Genomic DNA, 16,429 nt, shown 5'->3' with positions numbered 1-16,429 from the left:
CCGCAGCCCCATTCAGCCTGCTAGAGCTGCTGGGCCGCCGCGATTCCGAGCGCCACGATCAGCGTGACCACGACGAAGACGATGATGCGCTGGCGCAGCAGCCGCGGATTGGCGGGCCGCCGCCCGGGGGATGTGGGGCGCACGCCGGGTTTGGTGCCCTGACGCCCGTTCGTGCGGGAGGTGTTGCGCGGAGCCTGAGGGCGTGTGCCGCCGGTGCGCGGCGGCTGCGCCGGGCGCGGCATGGACGTGCCCGCCGTCCGCCGCTCGAGGCGCTCTGTCCGCTCCACCCTCTCGGAGCGCTCCACGCGCTGCGTACGCTGCGGATAGCGCGAGGTCGGCCGGTCCTGCTCGATCCGCTCGCGCTGGGCGGGAGGACGGGCCTCCGACAGCCCCTGGGCCTCCCTGGCCGCGATCTCCTTGAGCCGCATCGACAGCTGCAGCGTGCTGGGCCGCTCCTCGGGGTCCTTCGCCAGACAGGCCCGTACGAGCGGAGCAAGCGCGTCCGGAACCCCGTACAGCTGCGGCTCCTCATGCACCACCCGGTACAGCATGACTTCCGAACTGCCGTGTCCGAAGGGCGAGTCGGCGGTCGCCGCGTACGCGAGTGTGGCGCCCAGCGCGAAGACGTCCGTCGCCGGGGTGACGGCCGCGCCGCGCACCTGCTCGGGCGCGAGGAAACCGGGGGAGCCGACCGCCGTGCCGACGTGTGTGAGTGTGCTCGCGCCCGTCGCCCAGGCGATGCCGAAGTCGATGATCCGCGGGCCCTTCGGCGACAGCAGGATGTTCGACGGCTTCAGGTCCCGGTGGACGACCCCGGCCTCGTGCACCGCGACCAGGCCCTCCGACAGGGCGGCCCCGATCGCGGCCACCTCGGCGGCCCGGAGCGTGCCGTCCTCGGCCACCTTGTCGTGCAGGGAGGGACCGGGGACGTACTGGGTGGCGAACCACGGGCGCTCCGCCTCCAGATCGGCGGCCACCAGCCGTGCCGTACAGCCTCCGCGGATCCGCCGCGCGGCCGAGACCTCGCGCGCGAAGCGCGATCTGAACTCCTGGTCCTCCGCGAGGTCCGGCCGGATCACCTTCAGAGCCACGCGCTGCCCGCGCCGGTCGGACCCGAGGTACACAACCCCCATGCCACCCGCGCCGAGCCGCCGGTGAAGCCTGAACGAGCCGACGACACGCGGGTCCTCGCGCCGGAGCCGCATCATCGCCATGTCCGTCCCCTACCTACGGTGGGGAGACCCCACCCCCGCTGCCACGGTCGTCCGTTTGACGTGGCACAGCTTACGTACCCCTGCCCCGGTGTGCTCATAGGCCGCGCCCTCGCGGCCCGATCGATTGTCAGTGCCGGGTGGGAAACTTGAAGAGTGGTCAGGGGGCCGCGGATCGGGCCCCGGTGACCCGTGCGAGATCTCAAAGGTCCGTCGCAGAAGGGGGATTGGATCGTGAAGGGTGACCGCGTGGAGATAGTCGTGGACGCGGGAGACACGACTCGTACGTACGAAGTGGTGGCAAGCAGGGCGGGTCGCAGGGTCGAGACGGCGGTGCGCAGGGGGGTGGTGGAAGTGAGCGAAGTCACCCGCACGGGCACGGTGGTGCGGACGGCGCGCTTCATGGCCACGAGGGTGCTGGCACTGGTCGAGCAGCCGGTGCCGCGGGAGGACTCCTCGGAGCATCCCCTCGGGGAAGACCCCAAGTCCTAGGAGCTCGTCTCCACCCAGGGGAGTACGTCACCGGGGCGATGCTCATCCTCCGGGAGGCCCGGCAATCGGTACGAGGGCATGACGACCGGGACCCCCCGGATCCCTAATGTTGAAGTCAAGCGGCGGGTGCAGCACTCGTCCCCCGAGGTCAGACACCCGCCGCTGCCAAATACGACAGGAGAGGGAGCATGGCCGACACGGCATCGCGGACGATGATCCGCACGCAGGGACGCAGGGCATTCGCCGCGTTCGGCGGCCGCCCGTCGGGCCGACGCCATCCACTGGTGGCGACGGCGATGGTGCTCCCTCTCGCAGCCCTGCTCGTGGTCGCCTTCGGCGGCTGGGAAGCAGTGGTCACACAAGCGTCGTCCGTGGGCGTGATGCTGGGGCGCTGAGCGGCGCCCCGGGCCCGGAAGAGCGGTCCGGGTCGGGGACATCCGGCCAACAACCCCGTGGGGACGGGGGTGCGGCGGACGGCAGCGTTTGGCCGGTCAGCTGGGGAGCTGACCGGCCATCGCGCTGTCCACCCTTCTGCGTGCGCCCCTCGTACCGTTCGGCCCTGGCGGGCCTGACGGGCTTCGGGCCGCTGTGCCGGTCTGCCCTCTTGCGTGCGCCCCTCGCACCGCTCGGCCCTGGCGGGCCTCACGGGCTTCGGACCGCTGCGCCGGACTCCGTCCGCCGGACGGGGCACGGCAGCGTCGTGAAGCCGGGGGTTCGCTCCCCCCGTTCGGACAACTGGGCACCCTTGAGCCGCGCGCCTGGTCTGCTCGGCGTGCGCGTCCACCGCTCCACGCAGCTGGTCGACCTCGGCTGTGCCACCACCACGCTGCGAAGTGGACCCCACGGGGGTACGGGCTGCCCAGCGCCGCGAAGCCCCGGCTCCGCGAGGGCACGGCCGTGTGCCGCGAATGCGGCGCTCCACGGCGGTGCGGGCCTCGCGCGGCGAAGCCCGAGGTTCGAGTGCACGAGCCCTGCGCCGCGGCGGCCGGGAGGGTGTGGGGCCCGTGCCGACAAGCCCGGGCTCCACGGGTTGCGGGCCTCGCCCCCGAACCCGCCAAGCCCGGGCTCCATGGCGATGCGAGCCTCGCACCCCGAACCCGGCGCCCGGGGTTATGGGTCGCCCCCCGAACCCGACGCGCGCGGCAACGGGGGGCCTCGCCTCGTGAAGGCCCACGCTTCACACGGGGGTACCCGGCACGCGCCGCGAAGCCGGCGGGGGGGGCGTCAGCCCCCACACCCCCGTTCCCCGCTGGGGGGCCGGGGGCTCGCCCCCAGTTTCGGGAAGGGGCGGGGTGGGGGAAACCCACCGCCCGCACCCCCGCCGCGTAGGCTCCCGCCAGGGAACACCGCACCCCGGGGGGAGACCGTGACCGCAGACGTCGTCCGCACGCTCGCCGACGTCGCCCGCGACGCCGCCCACCTCTTCACGCCGCGCCAGGCCTGCCCCGCCTGCGGGCACGACGAGGCCGTGCTCGCCGAGCGGGACGACGGCGCCGTCGTCCGGCACGGCGAAGCCGTCGCCAAGGCGCACGCCCCCGGCACCGACCCCGGCGCGCACCACGCCCGCCTCGCCGTCGCAGCCCACCCCCGCCTCGCCGGCATCCTCCTGGCCCCCGTCCCGCTCCCCGCCGGTGACGTCAACGGCCGGCCCGTCACCGCCTGGCCCTACGGCCTGCCCGTGGACCCCGCGGATCCCGACACCGCCCCCTGGGAGGAGGCCGCCGTCCTACTGGCCCGGCTCCACCGGATCGAGCCCGCCGGGCTCCCCGGCCCCATCCCCCCCATGCGCGGCCCCGCCAAGGCCGCCGTGGCCATGGCCCGGATGCGTGCGGCGGCGGCCGACAACCCCGCGACTGCCACCGTGGAGCGCGCATGGGGGCGCCTGCCCGCCTGGGCCCGCGACGAAGCGCCCCCGCCCCGCGCCCGCACGCTCTGCCACGGCGACCTCCACCTCGGCCAGCTCGTCCGCCATCCCGCCCCCGCCGGCCCCTGGCTGCTCATCGACGTGGACGATCTCGGCCTCGGCGACCCCGCCTGGGACCTGGCCCGGCCCGCCGCCTGGTACGCGGCCGGGCTGCTGGCCCCTGAGATCTGGGGGCGTTTCCTCGGGGCGTACACGGCCGCGCAGGGGCCCGCGGTCAGCGGCAACGGAGACCCCTGGCCCCAACTCGACGTCCCCGCCCGCGCGCTGACCGTCCAGACCGCTGCCCTCGCCCTCGCGAAATCCGCCGCAGAACACCGCGAACCGGACGAGGTCGAGCAGGCCGTGATCGACGCCTGTGCCCGAATTGCCGCCCTCCCGCCCGAGTTGGAGTTCGAGCCTCCGTCGTAGGCTGAACCACCTGTCACCGGGCATGCATCCCGGCGACGTCGACCGAACGGCGAGGAGCTGAGCAGATCATGCAGTGTCCCAAGTGCCATGCAGCGATGCACACGTACAACCGCAACGGCGTTCAGATCGAGCAGTGCAGCGGCTGCCGGGGGATATTCCTCGACTACGGCGAGCTGGAGTCCCTGACCCGCCTGGAGTCGCAGTGGACGCAGGCCCCGCCCGCGCCGCCGGCCCCGCAGGCCTACCCCGCACCCGCCGCGCCCGCCTGGGGCGCCCCGCACCACGGCGGACACCACGGCGGCCACCACCGCCAGAAGAGCTTCGGCCGGATGCTCTTCTCCTCCTGAGCCGCCCCACGGACAACAGAACCCCCGGCCGTCTCGACGGCCGGGGGTTCTGGCTGGTGCGCGATACTGGGATTGAACCAGTGACCTCTTCCGTGTCAGGGAAGCGCTCTCCCGCTGAGCTAATCGCGCGGGACGATCTTGAGTTGTGCTGCGGTCCTGCATGATACTGCGTGCGCGATACTGGGATTGAACCAGTGACCTCTTCCGTGTCAGGGAAGCGCTCTCCCGCTGAGCTAATCGCGCGCGAATCCTTGCGGATCCAGTGGACGATACTGGGATTGAACCAGTGACCTCTTCCGTGTCAGGGAAGCGCTCTCCCGCTGAGCTAATCGTCCGTGGAGGTGGAGACGGGATTTGAACCCGTGTAGACGGCTTTGCAGGCCGTTGCCTCGCCTCTCGGCCACTCCACCCGGAGTGCAGGGGTTCGGGAAGATCCCCCATCGAGCGGACGACGAGATTCGAACTCGCGACCCTCACCTTGGCAAGGTGATGCTCTACCAACTGAGCCACGTCCGCTTGTCGTTTCCGGCCCGCTTGCGCGACCCGGCGACGTGTTGAACTCTAGCGGATTCCTGGTCCAGCACAAAAACGCGTTTCCGCAGCGTGCTGAGGTGTGTTCACGCCGCAGCGGCCCGTCGGCGCCCGCCATACACTCGCAGACGTGCACGACCTTGCTCCTCTGGCCCGCTTCGGCCACCTCCTCGCCACGGACCTCCGTGATGTCACCAGCGACCCGGAAGCACTCGGCTCCGCCGGCTTCTGGGCGGTCGCCGCGGACTTCGAGGGCCGTCTGACCTGCGCCCGCTTCGACAATGTGGGTACGCGGCCGGTGCCCGAGCCCGTGCCGGGGCGCTGGCGCGGACCGGCCGCCGGCGACTGGACCTCCTCGCTGGACCGGCAGGCGTACACGGCCGGTGTACACCGCATCCGCGAACACATCGCCGCGGGCGAGGTCTACCAGGCGAACCTCTGCCGAATTCTCTCGGCGCCCCTGCCCGACCCCGACGCGGCCGACGTCGACGCGCTGACCGCCCTGCTGGCGCGCGGCAACCCCGCTCCGTACGCCGGAACGATTCGGCTGCCCGCCCACGGCGTCGAGATCGCCACCGCGTCCCCCGAGCTCTACCTCAGGCGCGACGGGCAGATCGTCGAGTCCGGGCCGATCAAGGGCACCGGACGCACCGCCGCTGACCTCCAGGAGAAGGACCGCGCGGAGAACGTGATGATCGTGGACCTGGTCCGCAACGACCTGGGGCGGGTCTGCGCCACGGGCACCGTCACCGTCCCCGCCCTGTGCGCCGTCGAGGCCCACCCCGGCCTCGTGCACCTCGTCTCGACCGTCCGCGGCGAGCTGGGGCCCAAGGCGGGCTGGCCGGAGCTGCTGGCGGCCACCTTCCCGCCCGGCTCGGTGACCGGCGCGCCCAAGTCCAGTGCGCTGAAGATCATCGACGCGCTGGAGACGGCACCCCGGGGCCCGTACTGCGGAGGCATCGGCTGGGTCGACGCCGACCGCGGCACCGGAGAGCTCGCCGTCGGCATACGCACGTTCTGGATCGACCGCGACCAGCCCCGAGGACCGGTGCTGCGCTTCGGCACGGGTGCCGGGATCACCTGGGGCTCCGACCCCGAGCGCGAGTGGGACGAGACCGAGCTGAAGGCGTCCCGGCTGCTCGCGGTAGCGTCGGGGGTGTACGCGGCAAGCGGAAGGACAGCTGGATGAAGCTCTGGGTCAATGGCGGACTGACGGACGCCGAGAACGCCCGGGTATCCGTGTTCGATCACGGTCTGACCGTGGGCGACGGCATCTTCGAGACGGTCAAGGCGGTGTACGGACAGCCCTTCGCCCTCACCAGGCACCTCGACCGGCTGACCCGCTCGGCACGCGGCCTCGGCCTGCCCGACCCCGACCTGGACGAGGTGCGGCGCGCCTGCACGGCCGTACTGGAAGCCAACCCCATGGAGCTCGGGCGGCTGCGCATCACCTACACCGGCGGCACCTCGCCGCTCGGCTCCGACCGCGGCACCGAGGGGCCCACACTGATCGTGGCGCTCGGCGAGAGCAGGCGCCGCCCCGACGCCACCGCGGTGATCACCGTCCCGTGGACCCGCAACGAGCGCGGCGCCCTGACCGGGCTCAAGACGACGTCGTACGGCGAGAACGTCGTCGCGCTCGCCAGGGCGAGCGAGCAGGGCGCGTCCGAGGCGCTGTTCGCCAACACCGTCGGACAGCTCTGCGAAGGGACCGGTTCCAACGTCTTCGTGGTCGTTGACGGCGAGCTGTACACCCCGCCCGTCTCCTCCGGCTGTCTGGCGGGCATCACCCGCGCCCTGACCGTGGAGTGGACCGGGGCCAAGGAGACCGACCTGCCCTTCGACGTGCTGGAGCGGGCCGAGGAGATCTTCCTGACCTCGACGCTGCGCGACGTACAGGCGGTCCGGCGCGTCGACGACCGCGCGCTCACGGAGGCGCCGGGACCGGTCACCGCCAAGGCCATGCGGATCTTCGAGGAGCGCTCGGCCGCCGACGCGGATCCGAAGGCCCTGTAAAACCCCGTGACGAGCGGCCGCAGGGCAGGTAGAACACCCCTGATGACCACCACCCTGCGGCCGACCGGGCCGCTTCAACACGAGGCGGACGGCGCGCAGTCACGGCTCTACGAGGTCTGTGTCAACAGCCGTCCCGTCGGCCGGATCGAGATCGCCACCTTCCCCGCTCTCAGCGCCACCGCGGGCACCATCCGCTCGCTGAACATCGACGAGCGGGACCGGCGGCGTGGGCGGGGGACCGTCGCCGCGCTCGCCGCCGAGGAGGTGCTGCGCGGCTGGGGCTGCACCCAGGTGCAGGTCGCCGTTCCGCCGGAGGCGACCGCGGCCGCGAGGCTCGCGACCGCACTCGGCTACGTCGAGCGCGGCCGCAACATGCTCAAGGAGCTGCCCGACGCCCCGCCCGCCCTGCCGCCGGATGTCGCCGGCCGCCCCATGAGCGAGGCGGAGTTCGCGCAGTGGCGTGCCACGGCCGTCGAGACCTACGCACAGAACTGGATCGACAGGGGAGTCCCCGCGGCCGAGGCGCGCGCCAAGTCGGAGGCTCAGCACAGCGCGCTCCTGCCCGAGGGCCTCGCCAGCCCCGGCATCCGACTCCACGTCCTGGAGCGGGAGGGCACCGTTGTGGGCCATGTCCTCGTCGGCCGGCGGGAGGTGCGTCCCGGTGAGACGGGGGCATACGTGTACGACGTCGAGGTCGCCGAGGCACAGCGCGGCCGCGGCCACGGCCGGTCCCTGATGCTGCTCGCAGAGTGCGTCGCGCTGGACGCCGGGCTGCCGCTGCTCGGACTGCACGTCTTCGCGGACAACACCCCGGCGCTCAGGCTGTACGAGTCGCTCGGCTACGAGACGACCCACATCAACAGCTTCAAGCAGCTCATCTAGCCGGACCTAGCCGAGCAGGCGGTCCGCGATCTCCTCGATGCGCTCGCGCAGCCCCTCCTGGCTCTTGCCGCCGTCGAGACGCTCGCCGTCGATGACGTACGTCGGCGTGCCCGTCACGCCGATCGCCTTGCCCTCGGCCTGGTCGGCGTCGACGATCAGGATGTGCCGGCCGTCGAGCAGGGCGGTGTCGAACTCCTCGGCGTCCAGACCCAGTTCACGCGCGACGTCGAGCAGGAGCGGCTCGCCCTTCGCGGCGAGTTCGTCGACGCGTCCGAGCACCGCCTCGATGTACGGCCAGCCCTTGCCCTGTTCGGCAGCCTCCTCAGCGGCCTGCGCCGCCGTGAAGGCGTGCTTGTGCTTGTCGAGGGGGAAGTGCCGCAGCCGCAGCTCGAGCCGGTCGCCGTAGCGCTCGCGCAGAGCCCGCAGATCCTTCAGGGCGCTGCGGCAGTCGGGGCACTGGAGCTCGCACCAGACGTCGAGCACGACGGGGCGGGCGGTGATGGAGTCGCTCATTAGTCCAGTGTCCCAGTCCGTGGCCACCCGCACCGACCGGGACCTGGGGAGGAGACCGCCCCGGAGATCTCCCTGAGGTCGTACGGGACCGTGGCCGCAATGCGGCCCGACGGTGCACGATGGAAGGGACGTACCCCCTCGTGACCGTCTGAGCCTGGAGGACCGGATGCTTGCCGAGACCATTTGTTCCGCGGTGTCCGCGGCGGGCCTGGGCATCGCCGCCGTCACGGCGTACCGCAAGCGTTTCCTCGCTGCGGCACGGATAACCGCCTACTCGCTGGTCCCCATCGGCCTGGTGCTGACCGGCGCGGTCGAATGGGTCGTGGACACGGCCTTCAGCCCGTCCGCCTGGTTCGGCTTCGCCCTGCTCGGCGGCGCCTGGCTGCTCTTCATGACCACCCGGGCCATCGAGCGGCGGAGCGGCGGGACCCGCAAGGAACGCAAGGCGGCCGCCAGGGCGGCGGAGCAGGGGGCCGTCGCCCCGGCCGCTTCGGCGCCCTCTCTCGGGCCGGGCAGCCGTCCCGCGACCCAGCCCAAGGCGAAGCCGAAGGCCGCCGGTTCCGGCGAGGACTTCAGCGACATCGAGGCGATCCTCAAGAAGCACGGCATCTGACGTATCACGCCATGGCCGCAAACACGGGATCTGGTGAACTCCCGCAGTCGAGGGGCGTGTTGATCGATCACGGCAGGCTGCTCTGCGCCATCATCACCCCGAGATGCTCGATACCTCACGGGGCGAGGCCCCCGCACCGACCGAAGAGCCGCGTGGCTGCCTCTTCGCACTCTCCCAGCCGCCTCTGATGATCTTTCTCGCGGTGATCGGCTTTCTGCTGCTCATGGCCGCGGTACATGATCTGTTCCTGCTGTGAGGGGATCGGGGCCCCTCAGCCCGCCGCTTCCTTGCGGCGCGCGCGGTACGCGGCGACATGCAGGCGGTTGCCGCAGGTGCGGCTGTCGCAGTAGCGGCGTGAGCGGTTGCGGGAGAGGTCGACGAAGGCGCGACCGCAGTCCGGGGCCTCGCAGCGCCGCAGACGCTCCTGTTCGCCCGCGACGACGATGAAGGCCAGCGCCATCCCGCAGTCCGCCGCGAGATGGTCGGCGACCGATGCACCCGGCGCGAAGTAGTGCACGTGCCAGTCGTAGCCGTCGTGGTCGGTGAGCTGCGGGGTGGTTCCCGCGGCCGCCACCAGTTCGTTGACCAGCTCGGCCGCCGTACGGCTGTCGGGCGCCGCGAAGATCTCCGCGAACTGCGTCCGCACGCCCTGCACGGCCTTCAGGTCCCGCTGGCTCAGCTCGCCCACTCCGCTGACACTGTGGCTTCGTACGAAGTCGTACAGCGAGGCGACGTCCGCGAGCGCGTTGTCCTGCCCGCTCTCCGGGGCGGTGTTCACCAGATCGACGACCGTGTCGAGGGCAATGCGGGTGTCGTGGGGGATCAGCACGATTCGCTCCCTGGCTGCTGCGGGCCGGTGCCCGCCGAATTGCGCTGACTCTAGCGGTTCGTGCCCAAGCCCTGTCCGGGCGATCAGGCCGGACAGGACCTGGAACGCACCGGCGCCGTCACTGCGGTGGAATCCGCGGTGACGGCGCCGGTGTCTGACGTGTGTGGTTGCCCGCGCGGCGCCGTCGCCCCGAGTCGGACGGCGCCGTGCAGCTCTCGGCCTGGCTCAGCTCTCGGCGAGGATGTGCGAGAGCTCCGTGTCGAGATCGAAGTGACGATGCTCGGTGCCGGGTGGCACCGCGGCGTCGGTCCGCTTCAGGAACGACTCCAGGGCCCGCGCCGGGGCCTCGAGCAGGGCTTCGCCCTCCGGGGAGCTCAGCGCGATGCAGACGACGCCCTGGCCATGACTGCGTGACGGCCAGACTCTGACGTCGCCCGTGCCGGTGGGCCGGTGCAGACCCTCGGCGAGAAGATCGCGGGCGAAGACCCACTCGACCGTCTCTTCGGCTCCGGTGTGGAAGGTGGCGTGCACGGCGTAGGGATCGGCCGTGTCATACCGCAGGCCCGCGGGTACAGGCAGTGAAGACTCGCTCGATACAACGAGGCGCAGGTGCAGCTCGCAGCTGACCGTGGTGTTCATAAGCGCCAGGGCCTTTCGCTCAGTGTGCGCTCGGGGATTCGCACGTCGGCGAAATCGACATGCCACCTACGGTGCCGTTGTAAACCCCTCTGACCGTTTTGTGATCCTTCATGTCGCTCGTATAGCGGTGCATCACTTTGTGTTATAGGGCCATTCTGGTGACCACGCCGAATCCGGTACGTTTGGGTTCATGAATGCGGAGAGTGACGAGCGGGGCGAGGTCGTCGAAAAGACGACCGAGGTTCCCGCCACGGGGGACGTGACGGCGGCGACCGAGCCGGTGCTGGGCTCGAGGGCGCCCCACTTCATCAAGCGGTCCCGGCCGCTGCATGTGAGCTGGCAGGTCGGCGTTTTCGTCGTCGGCCTCGCGGTGGTCGGCGCCGGCATCGTGATGCTGCCGCTGCCGGGACCGGGCTGGCTGGTGATCTTCGGCGGCATGGCGATCTGGGCGACGGAGTTCGTCTGGGCGCAGCTGGTGCTGCGCTGGACCAAGCGGAAAGTGACCGAGGCGGCGCAGCGCGCGCTCGATCCGAGGGTCCGCCGGCGCAACATCATCCTGACCACGATCGGCCTGGTGATCATCGCAGTGCTGGTCGGAATCTACGTCTGGAAGTTCGGCATCGTGATGCCGTGGAAGATCAAGGAGTGACCTGAAAATGGTCTGGGGGACACTCTGACATGGGGTAATCTTTGCGGAGTGCCCGGGCGATTAGCTCAGTGGGAGAGCGCTTCGTTCACACCGAAGAGGTCACTGGTTCGAACCCAGTATCGCCCACCCGGACCGAAGGCCCGGAGACGTCGAGTCTCCGGGCCTTCGGCGTTCGTGCGTCCCGGGCCGAGTCAGCGCATCCGGCCCAGGGTGTCCCGCAGCCTCCGGGCGTCGCGCAGCCGCTGCTCGTAGGTCGCGCCGACGGCGAGGAGCAGCAGTCCGGCGAGCGCGGGCGGCAGCCAGCGGGGGAGTGCGCCCACGACCTGGACGACGTACGGCGCGAGCTCGTGCAGCGCGTCGAGCGCGAGCACCGTGCCGCCGAGCACCAGCAGCGCCTGAAGGCGCAGCCGGGCGCCGGTGAGCGTGAGGGCCAGGGCCGCCAGGCCGAGCAGCAGCGGGCGCAGCCAGTGGTCGTCTCCCCATGCCGTGACGAGGCTCGGCAGCAGCGTCGCGGCGAGACCGGGTCCGTACGCCGTCCAGGACGAGGCCCCCGGGTCGCGGCGGCGGCGCAGCACGCCCACGGCGAGCGCGGGGAGGGTCACGGGAAGGGTGTACGCCTCCGGGGTGGTGACGTCCGATGCGTACAGCCGTACCCAGGTGGCGAGCACGAACAGCACCGCGGCGAGGTATCCGGCGGAGGGGCGGCGCTCGGCCCGTACCGCGGTGCCCGCGGCGATCACACCGCAGAACGCCAGCACCAGGGCGAGGGTCGGCCTGTCCCCGGCGGCGAGGACGACCGCGACAAGGCCCGCGGCCGCGCCGGTGAGTTCCATGGGGAGGGCCACGGGGTGGCGGCCCAGCCCGGCCGCGAGCAGGGCCACGGCGGCGGGGACGGCGAGGATCAGCAACGCGGCCCGGTGGGGCGGGAGTTCGGCGGCCGCGGCGACGGCGCCGAGCAGCGCGGTCGCGAAGCCGGTGGCCGTGCAGGCGAGGACTGCCTGCACGGCGCGCGGGCCGCGGGCGGTGAACGCGGCCCCGGCGAGGGCGGCGGTCAGCGTGCCGAGCACCGTGAACGTCGCGGGGCGCGTGGCCAGAGACAGTACGGCGACGCTCCCGGCTCCCGCGAGAGAGCAGGCGAGGGCAACGGGGACGGCGGCCGGGGCGAGCCGGGCGGTCCACGCGGGACGCACGGCGAGCGCCAGGGCGGCGGCGGTGAGGAGCACGTGAAGCGTGAGGGTCGCGACGTAGCCGAGATCGAGCGCGGGCGGCACGACGAACAGCCCGGCCCACGCGAGGGCGAGGGCCCCGGTGCCGGCCGCGGCACTGCGGTCGGGCCGGGCTGCCGGGGCGTCGGCGGTCGTGCCCCAGGCAAGCCAGGGGGCACTGGGGGGCTCTGCCGGTCCGGCCGGGGGCGGTGTACCCGGCGTACCGGGCGCAGGGGTGGGGTGACCTGCCGGGGTCGGAGCTTCCGGTGAGCCCGCGCGGTCGTGCTGCGTGGACTCGTCCGAGTCGTCGCCGGGAGCGGCCGTCCGCGTCGCCGTCGGCGACAGCCACCAGCGCGACGCCGTCGCCAGCGTCGCCGCCACGATCAACAAGACAAGCGGGGACGCCGTCAGGCCCGGCTCCGGGAGCGGTACGCCCAGTGCGCCGCGGGCGGTCGGCCCGGTGGCCGACGACCAGACGGTGTCCGTCGTCGACAGCGGGCCCGCCAGGGTGAGCGCCACCAGGGGGAGCATCACGAGAGCCGCGAGCGCGTGGACCGCGCCCGCCGCGGCCGTCAGACCAGGACGCAGTCGCTGCGGCGAGACCGTCCGTACGAGAACCAACAGGCTGACCGCGCACAGCAGATACCCCAGCACCGACCATCCCTCGGGGACGCCCGCGCGGGCCACTGCGCCGAGCGCCGCGATCGTCGCGAGGCCGGCCACGGCGGAGCAGGGCACCGCGGCCGACGGCGAGCGCCGGGCCGCGAAGAGCGCCAAGCCCGCCGCCGCGAGGAGCAGCCCGGCAGGGGCGAGCGCGTCGAGCGGCGTGTCCGCGGTCACCGACTGCGCGCCGCCGATGAGCAGGGCCCCGCCACCCGTCACCGCGGCGCAGGTGGCCGCGAAGGGCCGGAGTCCCGGCTTATGGGGTGTCCACAGCGCGACCGCGACATCGAGCGAGGCGGTCGCCAGCAGGGCCCACTCCATCGGCGGTGCGCCCGGACCGGCGGTCAGCGACCAGAGCGGCAGCGGGAGTTGCGCGGTCAGCACGGCCACCGGCAGCGGAATTCGCAGCCCCTCCAGGGACAGCCCGTACGCCGACCACAGCGCCGCGAGCACGGCCGAGGCGACGGCCGCGTAGGCGAGCGGGCCGGTCTCCGCCAGCGCGACCCGGTGCAGGGCGTACGCGTCCAGCACCATCAGCACCAGGCCGAGACCTGCCAGCGACTCCGCCGTGGAGGCCAGCGTGCGCCGCAGCAGCGCGACCGGTGCGGCGAGCGCCGCGACCGTCACGGCGCCGAGCACCGCCGAGCGCCCGCCGATGCCCAAGTGACCCCAGCTGACCAGCGTGAACGCGATCGCGGCGATGGTCAGCAGGATGCCGCCGAGCGTCAGCAGCAGGTTCTGCACACTGCGCGGCGCGGCGTCCGGCGGGGGAGCGGCGAAGGGCCGCGCCGCCGAAGGAGGCGGCGCTACATGCTGCTGTACGACGGTCAGCAGCCAGGCTCTGCGGGCCAGCAACTGGGCCCGGCGGGCGTCCAGTCGGACGAGCTCGCGGTCGAGGATCGCCAGTTCCTCGGCGGGTGGCGGAACGTTCTCCATAGTGCGGAGTGTGGCCACCGCCACATCCCGAGGCATGGGCGCGCATACTCAGTTCGCGTGTGAGTACCCCCGCCGTACACCTTCCCGGGCGCAGACTTGGGCCATGAACTGGTGCCGATACCGCTTCCGCAGCATCTGGGACCTGACCGCGCGGCCCACCGCCGTGTTCGCGGTGCTCGAGCGGGCCGAGGACTACCCGCGCTGGTGGCCGCAGGTACGAGAGGTGACCCCGCTCGACGAGCTGACCGGGACCGCCCGTTTCCGTTCCTTCCTCCCGTACGAACTGCTCGTCACCGCCCGCGCCCAGCGGCGCGACCCGGCAGCAGGCGTGCTGGAAGTGGGGATGGAGGGGGACCTGGAGGGCTGGGCGCGGTGGACGCTTTCGGCGCGCGGGGCGGGCACCCGGGCGCTGTACGAACAGGAGGTGGAGGTGTGCAAGCCGCTGATGAGGCGGCTGGCGGTGCCGTGCCGTCCGGCCTTCCGTGCCAACCACGCGGTGATGATGCGCGGCGGCAGGCGCGGACTTGCCGCCTACCTGGACGGAGTTTGAAGGAAGCCCGCCGGGGCCTGTATGGTTCAGTGCGTTCCCGGGCGATTAGCTCAGTGGGAGAGCGCTTCGTTCACACCGAAGAGGTCACTGGTTCGAACCCAGTATCGCCCACCGGGAGAGGCCGGTCCGTCAGTCGACGGACCGGCCTCACTGCGTTTTCAGGGCTTCAACTCCCGGGTCGGCGGCGGCCTTTGTCCCGCGCCCACTCTTGACGTGAGCGCGCCACTCCGCTCTAATCCGCCTCGCAGGTCCAGACCAATCGTGGCGCCGCGTCCGGTCCGAACGACCCGCCCCCACCCCTTCACCGGGAGGTCACGTGCGTATCCGAAATCGCCTACTGGCCGGACTCGGTGCGGCGCTGCTCGCCGCAGCCGCATCGCTCGCCGTGCCCGGCACGGCCCAGGCCGCCAACCTGCTCAGCAATCCCGGCTTCGAAACCGGCTCCCTGTCCGGCTGGTCCTGCACCGGCGGACTCGGCTCGGTGGTGAGCAGCCCCGTGCACAGCGGTACGAAGGCGCTCGCCGGTGCCGCGAGCGCGAGCGACAACGCCAAGTGCACCCAGACCGTCGCCGTGCAGCCCAACACTGCATACACACTCTCGGGCTGGGTGCGCGGCAGCTATGTCTTCCTCGGCGTGACCGGCGCGACGTCCACCTGGACCCCGTCCGCGACCGCGTACACCCAGCTGTCCGTCTCGTTCACCACCGGCGCGGCACAGACCACCGCCGAAATCTACGTCAACGGCTGGTACGCGCAGGGCACTTACTACGCCGACGACATCAGCCTCGACGGTCCCGGCGGCGGAGGCGGCGGCGACACCCAGGCACCCACCGCACCCACGAATCCGCGCACCACCGGCAAGTCCTCCTCCAGCGTCTCACTTGCCTGGAACCCGTCGACCGACAATGTCGGCGTCACCGGCTACGACGTCTACCAGGGCTCGACGAGAGCCGCCACCGTGACCGGCACCAGCGCCACCGTCAGTGGCCTGGCGGCCAGCACCTCGTACAGCTTCACGGTCCGTGCCCGCGACGCGGCGGGCAATCTCTCACCGGCCTCGACGGCCGTCAGTGTGACGACCGACGCGGGCGGCGGCGGTGGCACCGGCTTCAAGCAGGCGGCCCCGTACCTCTACTTGGGCTGGGGCGACCCGCCCAGTGCCACCTCGGTGATGAGCGCGACCGGCATCAAGTGGTTCACCATGGCCTTCATCCTCTCCTCCGGCGGCTGCAACCCAGCCTGGGACGGCAACCGCCCGCTCACCGGTGGCATTGACCAGTCCACCATCAACGCGATCCGAGGCGCGGGCGGCGACATCGTCCCGTCCATCGGCGGCTGGAGCGGCAACAAGCTCGGCCCGAACTGCTCAACCGCCGAGGCGCTGGCCGGCGCCTACCAGCAGGTCATCAACGCCTATGGCCTGAAGGCCATCGACGTCGACATCGAGAACAGCGACGAGTTCGAGAACGAGGTCGTCCAGGACCGGATACTCGGTGCGCTGAAGATCGTCAAGCAGAACAACCCCGGCCTGAAGACGATCCTCACCTTCGGCACCAGCACCACCGGCCCGACCTGGTGGGGCAGCCGGCTCATCGAGCGCGCGAACGCACTCCAGGCCGACATCGACGTCTTCACGATCATGCCGTTCGACTTCGGCGGCGGCGCCGACATGTACGGCAACACCGTCAACGCCACCGAGGGGCTCAAGACCAAGCTCAAGAGCACCTTCGGCTGGTCGGACGCCACCGCCTACGCCCACATCGGCATCTCGGGCATGAACGGCCTCAGCGACCAGCAGGAACTCACCAGCCCGGCGACCTGGACCCAGATCAAGGACTGGGCCAACTCCCACCACATCGCCCGGCTCGCGTACTGGTCGGTCAACCGTGACCGTCCCTGCCCCGGCGGCGGCGTGGTGAGCAACTGCTCCGGCATCAGCCAGAGCACCTGGCAATTCACTTCCATCACCGCGGGATTCACCGGCTGACGGAACCGGGTGGCGTTCCCCTCGGGGCGCCACC

Annotated in this window: 17 protein-coding genes and 7 tRNA genes; 14 read left to right on the top strand and 10 right to left on the bottom strand. The window is 71.8% G+C overall.

Annotation, left to right across the window (positions count from 1 at the left end):
* Positions 1–20 precede the first annotated feature (20 nt).
* The gene (locus OG741_RS07945; protein WP_266478537.1) at positions 21–1,214 is read right to left on the bottom strand and encodes a serine/threonine-protein kinase; all 1,194 of its coding nucleotides are present in this window, start codon (positions 1,212–1,214) and stop codon (positions 21–23) included.
* 231 nt (positions 1,215–1,445) lie between these two features.
* Between OG741_RS07945 and OG741_RS07940 the strand changes: the two genes are divergently transcribed.
* The 4 genes from OG741_RS07940 (at position 1,446) to OG741_RS07925 (ending at position 4,382) form a co-directional block, all read left to right on the top strand.
* Positions 1,446–1,703 (top strand): hypothetical protein, encoded by a 258-nt coding sequence (locus OG741_RS07940; protein ID WP_405596122.1) that lies wholly within the window; start codon positions 1,446–1,448, stop codon positions 1,701–1,703.
* Between the two features lie 188 nt (positions 1,704–1,891).
* Positions 1,892–2,098: a hypothetical protein gene (locus tag OG741_RS07935; protein WP_266478543.1), complete on the top strand. Its 207-nt coding sequence runs from the start codon at positions 1,892–1,894 to the stop codon at positions 2,096–2,098.
* Between the two features lie 971 nt (positions 2,099–3,069).
* Entirely contained in the window at positions 3,070–4,035 is a 966-nt protein-coding gene (locus tag OG741_RS07930; protein WP_405596121.1) for a phosphotransferase family protein, read from the top strand.
* Positions 4,036–4,103: 68 nt separating this feature from the next.
* Positions 4,104–4,382, top strand: a complete 279-nt coding sequence (locus OG741_RS07925; RefSeq protein WP_266478549.1) for a zf-TFIIB domain-containing protein — start codon at positions 4,104–4,106, stop codon at positions 4,380–4,382.
* Between the two features lie 54 nt (positions 4,383–4,436).
* Here OG741_RS07925 and OG741_RS07920 read toward each other — a convergent pair.
* From OG741_RS07920 to OG741_RS07900, 5 genes are all read right to left on the bottom strand, one after another.
* Positions 4,437–4,511: transfer RNA gene (locus OG741_RS07920), tRNA-Val, on the bottom strand.
* Positions 4,512–4,553: 42 nt separating this feature from the next.
* A tRNA-Val gene (locus tag OG741_RS07915) sits at positions 4,554–4,625 on the bottom strand.
* 20 nt (positions 4,626–4,645) lie between these two features.
* Positions 4,646–4,717 (bottom strand) — tRNA-Val (locus OG741_RS07910).
* A 1-nt stretch (position 4,718) separates the two neighbouring features.
* Positions 4,719–4,792: transfer RNA gene (locus OG741_RS07905), tRNA-Cys, on the bottom strand.
* Between the two features lie 33 nt (positions 4,793–4,825).
* Positions 4,826–4,898 (bottom strand) — tRNA-Gly (locus OG741_RS07900).
* Between the two features lie 145 nt (positions 4,899–5,043).
* On the opposite strand from OG741_RS07900, the gene OG741_RS07895 reads away from it, so the two are divergent.
* The 3 genes from OG741_RS07895 to OG741_RS07885 are packed head-to-tail and all read left to right on the top strand — an operon-like array spanning position 5,044 to position 7,811.
* A complete protein-coding gene (locus OG741_RS07895; RefSeq protein ID WP_405596120.1) occupies positions 5,044–6,102 on the top strand; it encodes a chorismate-binding protein in 1,059 nt (352 codons plus the stop codon).
* A complete protein-coding gene (locus OG741_RS07890) occupies positions 6,099–6,929 on the top strand; it encodes an aminotransferase class IV (protein WP_405596119.1) in 831 nt (276 codons plus the stop codon). The genes OG741_RS07895 and OG741_RS07890 overlap by 4 nt, the downstream gene beginning before the upstream one ends.
* Positions 6,930–6,971: 42 nt before the next feature.
* Positions 6,972–7,811 carry a GNAT family N-acetyltransferase gene (locus tag OG741_RS07885; protein ID WP_405596118.1) on the top strand — a complete coding sequence of 280 codons (840 nt, stop codon included), beginning with the start codon at positions 6,972–6,974 and terminating at the stop codon, positions 7,809–7,811.
* A gap of 6 nt (positions 7,812–7,817) precedes the next feature.
* Here OG741_RS07885 and OG741_RS07880 read toward each other — a convergent pair whose 3' ends face one another.
* The gene (locus tag OG741_RS07880; protein WP_405596117.1) at positions 7,818–8,324 is read right to left on the bottom strand and encodes a DsbA family protein; all 507 of its coding nucleotides are present in this window, start codon (positions 8,322–8,324) and stop codon (positions 7,818–7,820) included.
* A 166-nt stretch (positions 8,325–8,490) separates the two neighbouring features.
* Between OG741_RS07880 and OG741_RS07875 the strand changes: the two genes are divergently transcribed.
* Entirely contained in the window at positions 8,491–8,937 is a 447-nt protein-coding gene (locus OG741_RS07875; RefSeq protein WP_405596116.1) for a hypothetical protein, read from the top strand.
* A gap of 103 nt (positions 8,938–9,040) precedes the next feature.
* Positions 9,041–9,193, top strand: a complete 153-nt coding sequence (locus OG741_RS07870; protein WP_186357054.1) for a hypothetical protein — start codon at positions 9,041–9,043, stop codon at positions 9,191–9,193.
* A 15-nt stretch (positions 9,194–9,208) separates the two neighbouring features.
* Here the strand turns inward: OG741_RS07870 and OG741_RS07865 are convergent, their stop codons facing one another.
* Together OG741_RS07865 and OG741_RS07860 are read right to left on the bottom strand one after the other, a co-directional pair.
* A complete protein-coding gene (locus tag OG741_RS07865; protein ID WP_405596115.1) occupies positions 9,209–9,766 on the bottom strand; it encodes a CGNR zinc finger domain-containing protein in 558 nt (185 codons plus the stop codon).
* Between the two features lie 225 nt (positions 9,767–9,991).
* A complete protein-coding gene (locus OG741_RS07860; protein WP_003959770.1) occupies positions 9,992–10,405 on the bottom strand; it encodes an SsgA family sporulation/cell division regulator in 414 nt (137 codons plus the stop codon).
* Positions 10,406–10,595: 190 nt separating this feature from the next.
* Between OG741_RS07860 and OG741_RS07855 the strand changes: the two genes are divergently transcribed.
* Together OG741_RS07855 and OG741_RS07850 are read left to right on the top strand one after the other, a co-directional pair.
* Positions 10,596–11,054: a TIGR02611 family protein gene (locus OG741_RS07855; RefSeq protein ID WP_405596114.1), complete on the top strand. Its 459-nt coding sequence runs from the start codon at positions 10,596–10,598 to the stop codon at positions 11,052–11,054.
* A gap of 54 nt (positions 11,055–11,108) precedes the next feature.
* Positions 11,109–11,180: transfer RNA gene (locus tag OG741_RS07850), tRNA-Val, on the top strand.
* 65 nt (positions 11,181–11,245) lie between these two features.
* Here OG741_RS07850 and OG741_RS07845 read toward each other — a convergent pair.
* Positions 11,246–13,858, bottom strand: coding sequence for an SCO7613 C-terminal domain-containing membrane protein (locus OG741_RS07845; RefSeq protein ID WP_405596113.1), 2,613 nt, complete (start codon positions 13,856–13,858; stop codon positions 11,246–11,248).
* 103 nt (positions 13,859–13,961) lie between these two features.
* On the opposite strand from OG741_RS07845, the gene OG741_RS07840 reads away from it, so the two are divergent.
* The 3 genes from OG741_RS07840 to OG741_RS07830 all read left to right on the top strand — a co-directional run bounded on the left by OG741_RS07840 (position 13,962) and on the right by OG741_RS07830 (position 16,395).
* Entirely contained in the window at positions 13,962–14,408 is a 447-nt protein-coding gene (locus OG741_RS07840) for an SRPBCC family protein (RefSeq protein WP_405596112.1), read from the top strand.
* Between the two features lie 39 nt (positions 14,409–14,447).
* Positions 14,448–14,519 (top strand) — tRNA-Val (locus OG741_RS07835).
* 205 nt (positions 14,520–14,724) lie between these two features.
* Positions 14,725–16,395, top strand: coding sequence for a carbohydrate binding domain-containing protein (locus tag OG741_RS07830; protein WP_405596111.1), 1,671 nt, complete (start codon positions 14,725–14,727; stop codon positions 16,393–16,395).
* The last annotated feature ends 34 nt before the right edge of the window (positions 16,396–16,429 follow it).

Origin of the sequence: Streptomyces sp. NBC_01410 (assembly GCF_045040195.1) — a bacterium.
Taxonomy (GTDB): Bacteria; Actinomycetota; Actinomycetes; order Streptomycetales; family Streptomycetaceae; genus Streptomyces.
Note: the sequence above shows the minus strand (reverse complement) of the source record. Positions and strands in the feature narration are given on the sequence as shown.